Origin of the sequence: Kluyvera sp. STS39-E (assembly GCF_040932435.1) — a bacterium.
Lineage (GTDB): Bacteria > Pseudomonadota > Gammaproteobacteria > Enterobacterales > Enterobacteriaceae > Kluyvera.
Genome location: NZ_JBFQGA010000007.1, coordinates 1 through 13064 on the forward strand (window position 1 = coordinate 1; position 13064 = coordinate 13064).

Consider the following 13064-nt stretch of genomic DNA (forward strand, 5'->3'; position numbering starts at 1 on the left):
GAGCAGTGCAACACGGCTTTCGCTCACTGTTGCGAGGTGGCGTATATTACGCTTTCCTCTTTCAGAGTCAAGCGTTTAATTTCGCTTTTCTCTGCCGAGATTCTCAGGAGAACCTCGCTGACCCGGCGGCTTGTAATCCGTTGTTCCGTCTCAGTGGGGCCGCATTATAGGGGGTAATTTCAGGCTGACAAGAGGAAATATGCATTTTTCTTTCAACCGCTCACCTTTTCACCTTTTTGCCGCTTATTTCCGCTTTTTGATAGCTGCAGGCAGTTCTGCCAGGCTATTAATCACCCAATCGGCGCTTTGTTCCGCTTCTTCAGTCACCGGTTTACCGGTACGCACCAGCACTTTCGTCCCCACGTTCGCAGCAGCAGCTGCCTGCATATCTTCTAATTTGTCACCAACCATATAAGAAGAAGCCATATCAATGTGCAGGTACTCTTGTGCCGACTTCAACATTCCCGGATGCGGTTTACGGCAATCACATACCTGGCGGTACTCTTCCACTGTACCCTGTGGGTGGTGTGGGCAGAAATAGATACCATCTAGATCAACACCGCGATCGGCCAGCGACCAGTCCATCCATTCCGTCAGCGTTTCAAACTGCGCCTCGGTAAATTTCCCGCGAGCGATACCAGACTGGTTAGTGACCAGAATCAGGGCATAACCCATTTCTTTTAATTCACGCATTGCGTCAATGACGCCATCGATAAATTCGAAATCATCAATTTCATGGACGTAGCCATGATCGACATTAATCGTGCCATCACGATCGAGAAAAATTGCGGGTACGGACTTTGCCACCGTGTTGCTCCTGAATAAGGCATGTTTCTTTAGTATCGCATGTTTCGCTAGGCAAGAAAGCGGCGATCGCATAAAGAAGATTGATTTAGCCGTCTAGATGCCTTAACATCCATTTTGTTGACGGTCATCGCCCGTCTCTGGCAGAACAAAATGCCGTGGATAACACCTAACCGATAATAAATAATCTAATGATTAAACTTTCAAACATCACCAAAGTGTTCCAGCAGGGCCACCGTACAATACAGGCGCTGAATAACGTCAGCCTGCATGTGCCCGCCGGACAAATTTATGGCGTCATTGGCGCATCCGGTGCAGGCAAAAGTACGCTGATTCGCTGCGTCAACCTGCTTGAGCGCCCAACCGAGGGCAGCGTTCAGGTTGACGGTCAGGATCTGACTGCCTTATCTGAGTCAGCACTGACCAAAGCACGTCGCCAGATTGGCATGATTTTCCAGCACTTTAACCTGCTCTCTTCACGTACCGTCTTTGGTAACGTTGCGCTGCCGCTGGAACTCGACAATACGCCTAAAGATGAAATCAAACGCCGCGTGACTGAACTGCTGGAACTCGTAGGGCTTGCGGATAAACACGACAGCTATCCGGCAAACCTTTCCGGTGGTCAAAAACAGCGTGTCGCGATTGCCCGTGCGCTGGCCAGTAACCCGAAAGTTCTGCTGTGCGATGAAGCCACCAGCGCATTAGATCCGGCAACAACCCGTTCTATTCTGGAATTGCTGAAAGACATTAACCGTCGTCTTGGCCTCACCATTTTGCTTATCACCCATGAAATGGATGTGGTGAAGCGCATTTGTGACTGTGTTGCCGTCATCAGTAACGGTGAGCTAATTGAGCAAGACACGGTGAGCGAAATGTTCTCTCATCCGAAGACCCCGCTGGCCCAGCAGTTTATTCAAGCCACGCTGCATCTGGATATTCCAGAGGATTATCAGGCGCGTCTTAAAGAGCAGCAAACTGCCGATAGCGTACCGATGCTGCGTATGGAGTTCACCGGTCAATCAGTCGATGCTCCGCTACTGTCAGAAACCGCGCGTCGCTTTAACGTCAACAACAACATTATTAGCGCGCAGATGGATTACGCAGGCGGCGTGAAGTTCGGCATCATGCTGACCGAAATGCACGGCACACCTGAAGATACGCAAGCGGCTATTGGCTGGTTGCAGCAACACCATGTAAAAGTAGAGGTATTGGGATATGTCTGAGGCCATGATGTGGTTACTGGCGCGCGGCGTCTGGGAAACGCTGGCCATGACGTTTGTGTCGGGCTTTTTCGGTTTCGTCCTTGGCCTGCCGGTTGGCGTTCTTTTATATGTCACACGTCCAGGGCAAATCATCGAGAACGGCAAGATTTACCGCGTGCTCTCCGCGCTGGTCAATATCTTCCGTTCTATCCCGTTCATTATTCTGCTCGTGTGGATGATTCCCTTTACCCGAGTCATCGTTGGTACATCCATCGGCCTGCAGGCCGCGATTGTGCCGCTGACCGTCGGTGCCGCGCCGTTTATCGCCCGTATGGTGGAAAACGCCCTGCTGGAAATCCCGACCGGTCTGATTGAAGCCTCTCGTGCTATGGGCGCAACGCCGATGCAAATCATCTGCAAAGTCCTGCTGCCGGAAGCGATGCCCGGCTTAGTGAATGCTGCAACCATTACCCTGATTACGCTGGTTGGTTATTCTGCGATGGGCGGTGCCGTTGGTGCCGGTGGTCTGGGGCAGATTGGCTACCAGTACGGTTACATTGGTTATAATGCGGTCGTGATGAATACAGTACTGGTATTGCTGGTCGTTCTGGTTTATTTAATTCAACTATCTGGCGATCGTATCGTTCGGGCAGTCACTCATAAATAGCGTTACACACAACACAACTCATAAGTTTAAGGATATAGACATGGCGTTCAATTTTAAAACCTTTGCGGCAGTTGGGGCCCTGATCGGTTCTCTGGCTCTTGTTGGTTGCGGCCAGGATGAGAAAGATCCAAACCACATTAAAGTCGGCGTGATCGTCGGTGCAGAACAGCAGGTTGCTGAAGTTGCACAAAAAGTGGCGAAAGAAAAATACGGTCTGGATGTAGAACTGGTAACCTTCAACGACTACGTTTTACCGAACGAAGCGCTGAGCAAAGGCGACATCGACGCCAACGCCTTCCAGCATAAACCATACTTGGATCAGCAGATCAAAGACCGTGGCTACAAACTGGTTTCCGTAGGGAACACCTTCGTGTATCCAATCGCGGGCTACTCCAAGAAAATCAAATCCCTGGACGAACTGCAGCCTGGCTCTCAGGTCGCGGTACCTAACGACCCAACTAACCTCGGTCGTTCCCTGCTGCTGCTGCAAAAAGAAGGCCTGATCAAGCTGAAAGACGACGTGGGCCTGCTGCCAACCTCTCTGGATATCGTTGAGAACCCGAAAAACCTGAAGATTGTTGAGCTGGAAGCACCGCAGCTGCCACGTTCTCTGGACGATGCACAGATTGCCCTGGCCGTTATCAACACTACCTACGCTAGCCAGATCGGCCTGACCCCGGCAAAAGACGGTATCTTCGTTGAAGGTAAAGACTCTCCGTACGTAAACATGATCGTCTCCCGTGAAGACAACAAAGATGCGGAAAACGTGAAAAAATTCGTTCAGGCGTACCAGTCTGACGAAGTGTACGAAGCAGCGAACAAAATCTTTAACGGCGGCGCAGTTAAAGGCTGGTAATTCTATTACCACTAAACAGTATCTTTTAAGACGGGCGCATGCCCGTCTTGTCATTTATGCAAGCACCTGATTCAATAGCCCCCTTGGTCTACCCTTATTGAGGAAATACGTATGCGTGCTTTACCGGTCTGTTTATTAGCACTCCTGTTAGGTGGCTGCTCCATGTTAAACAGATCTCCTGTTGAGCCTGTTCAAAGCACTGCGACTCCAGTCAAAACGGAGACCGCAAAACCGAAAGCGCAACGCGCAACGCCCGTCCGAATTATTACCAACGCAGAAGATCTGGTCGGCAAGCCGTTCCGTGACTTAGGCGAAGTCTCGGGTGACTCGTGTCAGGCCACAAACCAAGATTCACCACCCAATATTCCCACTGCACGCAAACGCATGCAGATTAATGCCTCGAAAATGAAGGCGAACGCCGTACTGCTGCACAGCTGTGAAGTCACCAGCGGTGCACCAGGCTGCTACCGTCAGGCCGTCTGTATCGGGTCTGCGCTTAACGTTAGTGCGAAATGAGCCCATTCTCATTTGAGCAAATAGGCGTTATCCGCTCTCCTTATAAAGAGAAGTTTGCCGTACCTCGCCAGCCGGGGCTGGTCAAAAGCTGTAGCGGAGAGCTGCATCTGCTGCCACCCTACAACCAAGCCGACGCGGTGCGCGGCTTGGAGGCGTTCAGCCATCTGTGGGTGCTGTTTGTTTTCCATCAGACAATGGAAGGCGGCTGGCGCCCAACGGTGCGCCCTCCCCGGCTCGGCGGCAACGCACGGATGGGCGTATTTGCAACCCGCTCAACCTTCCGTCCGAACCCTATCGGGATGTCGCTGGTCGAGCTGCGCGGTATTCGCTGCCATAAAGAGCATGTCATTTTAGAGCTTGGCGGACTGGATTTAGTCGACGGCACCCCGGTGGTCGATATCAAACCCTATTTGCCGTTCGCCGAATCTCTGCCGGATGCACGCGCGAGCTATGCGCAAGACGCACCAACGGCCGGCGTTGATATCACCTTTAGTCACGAGATTGCCCAGCAACTTGTCGGGCTTGAGAAACGTTACCCGCATCTACGTCAGTTTATTACCGAGGTGCTCGCGCAAGACCCGCGCCCGGCCTATCGTAAAAATGAGGTAGAGGGAAAAACCTACGCCGTCTGGCTGCTCGATTTTAATGTCCGCTGGCGCGTAACGTCGTCGGGATTTGAAGTCTTTGCTCTAGAAACTCGGTAATTTCTCCGCGCTCTCTTTTGACATCTCTTTCTCGCTGGTAAACTAAATCACTTTGTTTTTGTGCCAGGCCCGTTTTGAGCCTGTTTTGTCGTCCAACTGGAACCGTAACAACATGCGTACTAGCCAATACCTGCTCTCCACTCTGAAGGAGACACCTGCCGACGCCGAGGTCATCAGCCACCAGCTGATGCTGCGCGCCGGGATGATCCGCAAACTGGCCTCCGGGTTATATGCCTGGCTGCCAACCGGTCTGCGCGTCCTGAAAAAAGTCGAAAACATCGTGCGTGAAGAAATGAACAACGCCGGTGCAATCGAGGTGTCTATGCCCGTGGTTCAGCCCGCTGAGCTGTGGCAGGAGAGCGGTCGCTGGGAACAGTATGGCCCGGAACTGCTGCGTTTTGTTGATCGTGGCGACCGTTCGTTCGTCCTTGGCCCAACGCACGAAGAAGTCATCACCGACCTGATTCGTAACGAGCTGAGCTCTTACAAACAGCTGCCGCTGAACTTCTTCCAGATCCAGACCAAATTCCGTGACGAAGTGCGCCCACGTTTTGGTGTGATGCGTTCCCGTGAGTTCCTGATGAAAGATGCCTACTCTTTCCATACTTCTCAGGAATCCCTTCAGGAAACCTACGATGCGATGTACGCAGCGTACAGCAAAATCTTCAGCCGCATGGGTCTGGACTTCCGTGCAGTACAGGCAGATACCGGCTCTATCGGCGGTAGCGCATCTCACGAATTCCAGGTGCTGGCACAGAGCGGCGAAGATGACGTGATCTTCTCTGACTCCTCCGATTTCGCGGCAAACATCGAGTTCGCTGAAGCCGTCGCGCCGAAAGCGCCACGCGCCGCAGCGACCCAGGAAATGACGCTGGTTGAGACGCCAAACGCCAAAACCATCGCCGAGTTGGTTGAGCAATTCAACCTGCCAATCGAAAAAACCGTAAAAACCCTGCTGGTGAAAGCGGTTGAAGGTAGCAAGTCTCCGCTGGTTGCCCTGCTGGTTCGCGGCGATCACGAGCTGAACGAAGTGAAAGCGGAAAAACTGCCGCTGGTTGCCAGCCCACTGACCTTCGCCACTGAAGCGGAAATCCGTGAACTGGTGCAGGCTGGTCCTGGTTCTCTGGGCCCGGTTAACATGCCGATTCCAGTGGTTATCGACCGCACCGTCGCAGTAATGAGCGATTTCGCCGCTGGCGCAAACATCGATGGCAAACACTACTTCGGCATCAACTGGGACCGCGACGTAACGACGCCAGAAGTGGCTGATATCCGTAACGTGGTCGCCGGCGATCCGAGCCCGGATGGTAAAGGCACCCTGCTGATTAAGCGCGGCATCGAAGTCGGTCACATTTTCCAATTGGGTACCAAGTACTCTGAAGCGATGAAAGCCTCCGTACAGGGCGAAGATGGTCGTAATCAGGTTCTGACCATGGGCTGCTACGGTATCGGGGTGACTCGTGTGGTGGCAGCAGCTATCGAGCAGAACTTTGACGATCGCGGCATTCTGTGGCCGGACGCTATCGCGCCGTTCCAGGTTGCCATCCTGCCAATGAACATGCACAAGTCTTATCGTGTGCAGGAGCTGGCAGAGAAGCTGTACGCCGAGCTGCGCGCGCAGGGCATTGAAGTGCTGATGGACGATCGTAAAGAGCGTCCTGGCGTGATGTTTGCTGATATGGAGCTTATCGGTATTCCACATACTATCGTGCTGGGTGACCGTAACCTCGACAACGACGATATCGAATACAAATACCGTCGTAACGGCGATAAGCAGCTGATCAAAACTGGCGATATCGTAGATTACTTGGTGAAAGCCATTAAGGGCTGATTGCGTATGCCCTCCTCCCGGAGTCGGCATTAACGCCTTGTCCGGCTACAAAAAAGCCTCGCACTATGCGAGGCTTTTTATTGCTCTCTGTAGGCCTGATAAGCGAAGCGCCATCAGGCACCACAGGCACATTGCCGGATAGCGACGCCAGGCGTCCTATCCGGCCTACAGGATGCCATTACTTAATGGTGCAGTCTTTCCCAGGCTCAAACTTGCCGGCTTTATCCGCCGCCAGCGTTTTCACCATCACGCCGGTATCCGGATTTGGTTCTTGGGTGAAATGTCCTTCCACCACCACCAGCACCGGCTTGCTGTCGTTGCCCCGCGCGTTAAGGTAGTCACGCTCCAGCTGTGCACTGCTGGCAACCGCGACACGCTTGCCGGTAGCACAGTCGGTAAAGGTAGCGGCATCTGCCATATAGAAGTACATACCACGCATCGTCATCGGCGTCGTCGGCAGGCTAGCTTTGACCGGCTCAAGCGTATAGTTCAGCTTGGTCTCAATCGCATTACCTTCACGATCAAGCATCTCCAGCTTGTCCCCTTTCGGCCGATAGTAGGATTTCTCTCCTAAGCTGTCGGTAAGCACCAGCTTATCGGCAGTACGCGCCCAGGTGCCGTAAGAACCGAACGAAGACGGCTCGCGGCTTACGCCCTGATAATGCTCGTTCATCACCCAAGTACCGTCCTTATCCAAGAACAGCGTGGTCTCAATGCCTTCACAATCGGCACACGGAATGACGCCGCGCCAGCTTTGCTGCATTGGCGTTAATTCTGCGGAGTGAGTCGGTTTTAGCGCCGTCATATCCGAATTATTACATCCGAACAGCCCAAACAGCATCCCCGTGGCCGCCATGGCCAATATCGCTTTTTTCACTCTCATTTCCTTATTCTTATAAAATCTCTATTCAGCTTAGTAGCGAACCTTGCCGCGCATCGATTTTACTGATGACTTTTGTGCTTTCGTGTTCAACCGCCGCTCTTTTGATGCACGCGTTGGGCGCGTTGGGCGCCGGCTTTTTTGTTCTGTCGTGAGCATCTGAATGACTGCCACCAAACGAGCTATCGCCGCTTCACGGTTCATTTCTTGGCTACGATATTCCTGCGCCTTAATAATAATCACACCGTCAGCAGAAATTAAGTGGTGGCTAGCGGCCAGCAGACGCTCTTTGTAATACTCTGGCAGGCTCGAAGCCCGGATGTCAAAACGCAAATGAATCGCCGTAGAGGTCTTATTCACATGCTGACCGCCCGCCCCTTGGGAGCGGATAGCGGTGATCGTTAGCTCATCATCCGAAATGCTCACCTGACCGGAAAGCGTAATCATGCAGGCGTCTGCCAGGCCGTGAAATGTAGTTCCAGATTATTCTGAGCATCGGAAAGCCAGATTGCGCCTTCCTGCAACGTCGCTTGCAACGTCATCGTACGCTCGGCAAAAGCACTAAGTTTCGCCAGTTGCTCGTCATCCAGATACCAGATACTCAGGTTTTTAAAGCCCGCCAGCTTGTTTTGGTTTTGCTGCCACCAGATTTCAGCCGAGCGGCTGTTATAGGTAAACAGTGCCACTTCCTGAGACTGACTACAGGCTTTTTTAATCCGCCGTTCATCCGGCAGGCCCAGCTCAATCCACAGGTCGATACCTAGGTGATCGTTACGCAACCACACTTCCGGCTCATCCTCAGAGGAGAGGCCACGGGTAAACTGCAGACGCTCATCGGCGTATTTAATCCACGCCAGCAGACGCAGCATCATGCGTTCCTGGGTTTCAGACGGGTGGCGGGCCAGCGTTAAAGACGCGTCCAGAAACTGGTTGCGGTCGATATCCGCTACATTGACCACCGCTTTATAAATTGTTGCTTTCAGCGCCATCAGATAACTCCTGCGAAAAATGGGGCTCATTGTAGCGAAATCAGGCGCAAAAGGCTGTCCCGAATTACATCTGCCGCCGCTCATCTCGCTGATAATGCTTAAATGAGTATGATATAGTCACCTTGCTAAACGGAGATTATCTTCATAGGCTTAATTGAAGCGCTGACAGGGGGGCATGTGGGCAACTATTGTGAATTAATTCGTCAACGCTATGCGGAAATTGCCAGCGGCGATTTGGGATATATCCCGGATGCACTAGGCTGTGTACTGAAGGTCTTGAACGAAGTTGCGGCGGATGACGCCATTTCTGCGTCAGTCAGGGACAAAGCTGCGTATGCAGCGGCAAACTTACTGGTGAGCGATTATGTCAATGAATGATACGTATCAACCCATCAATTGCGATGACTATGACAATCTCGAGCTTGCCTGCCAGCACCATCTCGTGCTGGCGCTGGAACTGAAAGATGGCGAAGTGCTGCAGGCCAAGGCACACGATCTGGTTTCCCGTAAAAACGTGGAATACTTGGTTGTCGACAGCGCAGGTGAGCTACGCGAATTGCGGCTTGACCGCATAACCAGCTTCAGCCACCCCGAAATCGGCACCGTGGTTGTCAGCGAGTCATAATTCAGAAGCGGGCGGTTTAACCGCCCGTTTTCTCCCACCGTAACATCACACCCCTTTCAGCATCGACTGCGCCTTCTTGAGTGACAAAATGCCCAGCGGCTGCAATTAACGTTTCACCGTAAAACAGCAGCGGCGTGGTATCACGTAGCCAAGGCGGTACGCCCAGCTCCTGCCAGATTTTCTTCAGTTTACGTCCGCCGTGACGCCCGACAATATGCAGCATTCCCGGCGCTTTAAAGCGCACCGACACGCTTTCATCGCGATGGGGTGCACGGATATTGCCCCCCGCAATCAGATGCAAAGTGCCGAGATTATCCGGCAGAACCAGCGCCGAGTGGGTATCGACCCAGGCCAGTACCGTTTCTGTTTGTCCAGCCTGCGCCTTTATCCACCAAAGCTGCTGGCGAAAGCGACGTATTTCAAAGTCACCCAGACGCAGACATGGCGCGGCATCTTCTCGCGCCAGCGCCACTTCCTGCCAAATGCGCACCATCATTTCGCGTGATGGCATCGGCGCATGGTGCCAAGCTAACCAACGCCGCAAGAGCGCCGCGCGCTTGGCTGCGCTCATCTCGAGCAGAGGGGCAATATCCAGAGCGCCCTCCGCCGACAGCAGTTGTGAGAGCTCATCCGCCAGCAGCTCATCCAGCAGTTGTTCCTGCTCGCCACACAGCGCCGCACTACGCGATACAGCCTCGGCAAAATGCGGCCAGCGAGCATTTAACAGCGGCATAACCCGCAGACGCAGGAAGTTGCGATCGTAGGCATCATCCTGATTGCTCTCATCTTCAATCCACGTCAACGCGTAGTTATCCGCCCACTGCTGAAGTGAAGCGCGCGATTGCTGCAACAGCGGGCGAATCAGTCGCGTATTGGCAAATGCAGCGTTGACCGGCATCGCTGATAGCCCGGCCGGGCCGCTGCCGCGTTTAAGCGCCAGTAGCAGGGTTTCACTTTGATCGTCGAGATGCTGTGCCGTCACCAGAACGTCACCCGGTTTAAGCGCGTCGCGAAACGCACGGTAGCGCGCTGCTCTGGCCTCGGCCTCGAGCCCAATTCCGCTTTGTGCAAGCTTCACTCGTTCGACCACCAGTGGCACCTGCCATTCAGCGCACATCCGCTGGCAGTGAGCCGCCCAGCTATCGGCGTTAGCACTAATACCGTGATGGATATGAATGGCCCGCAGCAATATCGTCGGGTCCGATTGACGCCAGCACACCAACTGGTGCAGTAGCACCGTCGAATCCAGGCCACCGCTAAACGCCACCAAAAATTGGCGGTGAGGGGAAAGCTGTTGCACAACGGAAGGTTGAGTCATCGTCATTTTATGAAAGAGAGCCTTGCCCGGCACGTTACCCGCCCGGGCTGGCGCTGACAAGCCCTACTGCTGATAGAGTTCCAGCGGCAGGCCATCAGGATCGTTGAAAAAGGTAAAGCGTTTATCGGTAAACGGGTCGATACGAATGTCCTCGCAGGCCACGCCGTGGGCCGTCAGATGCGCAACGGCCGCATCGATATCATCAACGCTAAAGGCCAAATGGCGCAGCCCACATGCCTCTGGGCGACTCGGACGCGCCGGTGGGAACGGGAAAGAAAACAGCTCAATTGTATACTGACCATTTAACGCCAAATCGCCTTTCCACGAATCACGCGCCTCCCGATACACTTCGCTCTGCAGCGTAAATCCCAAAATGTCACAGTAAAAAGAGCGACTCTTCGCATAATCAGTGGCAATAATCGCAATGTGATGAATCTGTTTTAATCCCAGCATCGTTTTCTCCGTTAACCTTTTTGCAACAACTTAACCGTGCAGGCCGCCATCACGCAACCCCCACCGGGGTTTTTAGGACTCTCACACGGTAGACACCGTTTTCATCGCGTTTTGCACCATGAATATCGGTTTCAAAGCCCGGATAATGTCGTCCAACGGAACAGAGCATCAACAAGAAATCGAGCACGGAACGGCTCTCGGCGGTGATCATCTCGCCCGGCATCAGCAGCGGAACACCTGGCGGATAAGGCAGGATCATATTTGCGGAAATACGCCCCACCAGATCTTCCAGCGCAATGGTTTCTACCTCACCTTTGATCTGCTTTTGCCACGCGCGGTGCGGCGTCAGCTTCATCTCCGGTAAAACGTCGAACGCGCGCAGCATCAGGCTTGGCAGATCGTGTTGGCGAATGAGGCGATGGATACCCTGCGCCAGATCCTGAATGCGCATATTGCGGTAAAAATCAGGATCTTCCGCATAGAGATCCGGAAGCATGTTTTTCACCCGCAGGTTAAGATCGTACGCCCGTTTAAATTCCGTCAGCCCACGAAGCAGCCCCATCGCACGCGTTTTATCGATACCGATACTGAACAGGAACAGCAGGTTATAGGGGCCCGTTTTCTCCACAACCACACCGTGCTCGTCGAGATATTTTGCCACCAGCGCCGCCGGGATCCCCTCGTCGCTCATGTTTCCCTGCTCGTCCATCCCCGGCGTCAGAATGGTCACCTTAACCGGATCGAGGAACATATGATCGGCATCGGCGTCACTAAAGCCATGCCAATCTTCACCTGGCGAAACCGGCCAGCACTCGGCCTCATCAATCTCTTCCGGCTGCCAGATATCGAAGAACCAGCTATCAGACTCTTCGCGTAGCCGTTGTACCTCTTTGCGGAAGTGCAGCGCCCGCTCTACCGAGCGGTTGATCAACCGCTTGCCGGGATTACCGCGCAGCATCGCGGCCGCAGTTTCAATAGAGGCAACGATCGGATAGCTCGGTGAAGTGGAGGTATGCATCATAAAGGCTTCGTTGAAGGTATCTTCGTCGTAATCGCCTTTAATATGGATCAGCGAAGCTTGGGACAGCGCCGCCAGCATTTTGTGGGTGGACTGCGTTTCGAAAAACACTTTTCCCGGCACGCGTTCGCCGCTCATCCCACTTTTGCCTTGGTAGATTGGGTGGAAGTGAGTGTACGGCACCCAAGCGGAGTCAAAGTGAATCGACGGCACATCCAAGGTCTGCTTTATCCAGTTGGTGTTGTACAGCAGGCCATCATAGGTAGAGTTGGTGATCACCGCATGCACCGGCCATTGCGCATTTTCGGTGCTATTGACCTTCTGTTGCAGACTATCGCGAGTAAACTCCCGCTTCGGGATCCCGCCCAGAATCCCCAGCGCATTGCGCGTTGGCTTTAGCCACAACGGCACCACGTCGTTCATCATCAGCAGGTGCGCCAGTGATTTATGGCAGTTACGGTCAATCAGCAGCGTACTGCCGCTAGGCGCGGCGTACATGCCAACGATTTTATTCGAAGTTGAGGTGCCGTTGGTGACCATATAGCTCTGTTCAGCGCCAAAGGTGCGGGCAATGTACTCCTCCGCCTCGAGGTGCGGCCCGGTGTGGTCAAGCAGCGACCCTAACTCGGTAACTGAGATAGAGACATCCGCTTTTAGCGTGTTAGCGCCAAAGAAATCATAGAATAGGCAGCCTACCGGGCTTTTCTGGTACGCCGTGCCCGCCATATGCCCCGGAGTACAGAAGGTGTACTTCCCCTCGGTGACATAGGTAAAGAGCGCTTTGGTAAACGGCGGCATGATGTTCTCGAGATACTCGTCGTTGTACTGCCGAATGCGGGTTGCAATATCGTCAGCCTGACCTAATCCGTATTCAAAGAACCACAGCGCCATGCGCATATCATGTGCGCTAACATCCATTGTGGAGTGAGCATTAATAAAGGCGTAAAGCGGCAGGTATTCATTAAGCTGATTAATCTCACCGCAGAGATCGACGCTGTATTCATCCCAATCAAATATCACCCCGCTGATACGCGGGTTATGTTCAATTAATTTCAGCAGGTCGGCGCTGTTCTGTGGCCAGATAATTTTGAAGCCCTGAGCGACAAGTGCAGCCTCCAGCTCTTTAATCGGCTCATCTTTGTAGTAGACGCCGTGCGGCCCCATAATGGCAATAATATTCATCCGTTCCTCCTGGAAAACC

At 53.3% G+C, this 13064-nt stretch carries 15 protein-coding genes; 8 read left to right on the forward strand and 7 right to left on the reverse strand.

Annotation, left to right across the window (positions count from 1 at the left end; genetic code table 11):
- Positions 1–243: 243 nt before the first annotated feature.
- Positions 244–807 (reverse strand): D-glycero-beta-D-manno-heptose 1,7-bisphosphate 7-phosphatase, encoded by a 564-nt coding sequence (gmhB, locus tag AB4K05_RS16180; protein ID WP_368480970.1) that lies wholly within the window; start codon positions 805–807, stop codon positions 244–246.
- A gap of 188 nt (positions 808–995) precedes the next feature.
- Between gmhB and metN the strand changes: the two genes are divergently transcribed.
- The 6 genes from metN to proS all read left to right on the forward strand — a co-directional run bounded on the left by metN (position 996) and on the right by proS (position 6580).
- The gene (gene metN, locus AB4K05_RS16185; RefSeq protein ID WP_368480971.1) at positions 996–2027 is read left to right on the forward strand and encodes a methionine ABC transporter ATP-binding protein MetN; all 1032 of its coding nucleotides are present in this window, start codon (positions 996–998) and stop codon (positions 2025–2027) included.
- A complete protein-coding gene (locus AB4K05_RS16190) occupies positions 2020–2673 on the forward strand; it encodes a methionine ABC transporter permease MetI (protein ID WP_368480972.1) in 654 nt (217 codons plus the stop codon). Before metN ends, AB4K05_RS16190 begins: the two co-directional genes overlap by 8 nt.
- A 40-nt stretch (positions 2674–2713) precedes the next feature.
- Positions 2714–3529: a methionine ABC transporter substrate-binding lipoprotein MetQ gene (metQ, locus tag AB4K05_RS16195; RefSeq protein WP_368480973.1), complete on the forward strand. Its 816-nt coding sequence runs from the start codon at positions 2714–2716 to the stop codon at positions 3527–3529.
- A gap of 111 nt (positions 3530–3640) precedes the next feature.
- The gene (gene rcsF, locus AB4K05_RS16200; protein ID WP_368480974.1) at positions 3641–4045 is read left to right on the forward strand and encodes an Rcs stress response system protein RcsF; all 405 of its coding nucleotides are present in this window, start codon (positions 3641–3643) and stop codon (positions 4043–4045) included.
- Positions 4042–4749: a tRNA (N6-threonylcarbamoyladenosine(37)-N6)-methyltransferase TrmO gene (tsaA, locus tag AB4K05_RS16205; protein WP_368480975.1), complete on the forward strand. Its 708-nt coding sequence runs from the start codon at positions 4042–4044 to the stop codon at positions 4747–4749. Before rcsF ends, tsaA begins: the two co-directional genes overlap by 4 nt.
- Positions 4750–4861: 112 nt before the next feature.
- Complete coding sequence (gene proS / locus AB4K05_RS16210; RefSeq protein WP_368480976.1) at positions 4862–6580, forward strand: proline--tRNA ligase; 1719 nt, start codon at positions 4862–4864, stop codon at positions 6578–6580.
- Positions 6581–6758: 178 nt separating this feature from the next.
- On the opposite strand, the gene nlpE is transcribed toward proS, so the two are convergent.
- Genes nlpE through AB4K05_RS16225 form a run of 3 tightly spaced genes read right to left on the reverse strand, consistent with a single transcriptional unit; the run spans position 6759 to position 8449 of the window.
- On the reverse strand, positions 6759–7457 hold the full coding sequence (gene nlpE / locus AB4K05_RS16215) for an envelope stress response activation lipoprotein NlpE (protein ID WP_368480977.1): 699 nt from the start codon (positions 7455–7457) through the stop codon (positions 6759–6761).
- Positions 7458–7493: 36 nt separating this feature from the next.
- Positions 7494–7907, reverse strand: coding sequence for an alternative ribosome rescue aminoacyl-tRNA hydrolase ArfB (gene arfB / locus AB4K05_RS16220; protein WP_368480978.1), 414 nt, complete (start codon positions 7905–7907; stop codon positions 7494–7496).
- The gene (locus AB4K05_RS16225; protein WP_368480979.1) at positions 7904–8449 is read right to left on the reverse strand and encodes a YaeQ family protein; all 546 of its coding nucleotides are present in this window, start codon (positions 8447–8449) and stop codon (positions 7904–7906) included. Before AB4K05_RS16225 ends, arfB begins: the two co-directional genes overlap by 4 nt.
- A gap of 177 nt (positions 8450–8626) precedes the next feature.
- Between AB4K05_RS16225 and AB4K05_RS16230 the strand changes: the two genes are divergently transcribed.
- Positions 8627–8827, forward strand: a complete 201-nt coding sequence (locus AB4K05_RS16230; RefSeq protein WP_368480980.1) for a YaeP family protein — start codon at positions 8627–8629, stop codon at positions 8825–8827.
- Positions 8814–9074 (forward strand): Rho-binding antiterminator, encoded by a 261-nt coding sequence (gene rof / locus AB4K05_RS16235; RefSeq protein ID WP_061282442.1) that lies wholly within the window; start codon positions 8814–8816, stop codon positions 9072–9074. Before AB4K05_RS16230 ends, rof begins: the two co-directional genes overlap by 14 nt.
- 16 nt (positions 9075–9090) lie before the next feature.
- Here rof and tilS read toward each other — a convergent pair whose 3' ends face one another.
- The 3 genes from tilS to AB4K05_RS16250 are packed head-to-tail and all read right to left on the reverse strand — an operon-like array spanning position 9091 to position 13045.
- Complete coding sequence (gene tilS / locus AB4K05_RS16240) at positions 9091–10398, reverse strand: tRNA lysidine(34) synthetase TilS (RefSeq protein ID WP_368480981.1); 1308 nt, start codon at positions 10396–10398, stop codon at positions 9091–9093.
- Between the two features lie 57 nt (positions 10399–10455).
- Positions 10456–10845 (reverse strand): VOC family protein, encoded by a 390-nt coding sequence (locus AB4K05_RS16245; protein WP_368480982.1) that lies wholly within the window; start codon positions 10843–10845, stop codon positions 10456–10458.
- A gap of 49 nt (positions 10846–10894) precedes the next feature.
- Positions 10895–13045, reverse strand: a complete 2151-nt coding sequence (locus AB4K05_RS16250) for a lysine decarboxylase LdcC (RefSeq protein WP_368480983.1) — start codon at positions 13043–13045, stop codon at positions 10895–10897.
- Positions 13046–13064 lie beyond the last annotated feature (19 nt).

Coding starts and splice junctions, on each gene's coding strand:
- rcsF (WP_368480974.1), top strand. CDS start 3,641: ATGCGTGCTTTACCGGTCTGTTTATTAGCACTCCTGTTAGGTGGCTGC.
- arfB (WP_368480978.1), bottom strand. CDS start 7,907: ATGATTACGCTTTCCGGTCAGGTGAGCATTTCGGATGATGAGCTAACG.
- metN (WP_368480971.1), top strand. CDS start 996: ATGATTAAACTTTCAAACATCACCAAAGTGTTCCAGCAGGGCCACCGT.
- proS (WP_368480976.1), top strand. CDS start 4,862: ATGCGTACTAGCCAATACCTGCTCTCCACTCTGAAGGAGACACCTGCC.
- AB4K05_RS16190 (WP_368480972.1), top strand. CDS start 2,020: ATGTCTGAGGCCATGATGTGGTTACTGGCGCGCGGCGTCTGGGAAACG.
- tilS (WP_368480981.1), bottom strand. CDS start 10,398: ATGACGATGACTCAACCTTCCGTTGTGCAACAGCTTTCCCCTCACCGC.
- AB4K05_RS16245 (WP_368480982.1), bottom strand. CDS start 10,845: ATGCTGGGATTAAAACAGATTCATCACATTGCGATTATTGCCACTGAT.
- AB4K05_RS16225 (WP_368480979.1), bottom strand. CDS start 8,449: ATGGCGCTGAAAGCAACAATTTATAAAGCGGTGGTCAATGTAGCGGAT.
- metQ (WP_368480973.1), top strand. CDS start 2,714: ATGGCGTTCAATTTTAAAACCTTTGCGGCAGTTGGGGCCCTGATCGGT.
- rof (WP_061282442.1), top strand. CDS start 8,814: ATGTCAATGAATGATACGTATCAACCCATCAATTGCGATGACTATGAC.
- tsaA (WP_368480975.1), top strand. CDS start 4,042: ATGAGCCCATTCTCATTTGAGCAAATAGGCGTTATCCGCTCTCCTTAT.
- AB4K05_RS16250 (WP_368480983.1), bottom strand. CDS start 13,045: ATGAATATTATTGCCATTATGGGGCCGCACGGCGTCTACTACAAAGAT.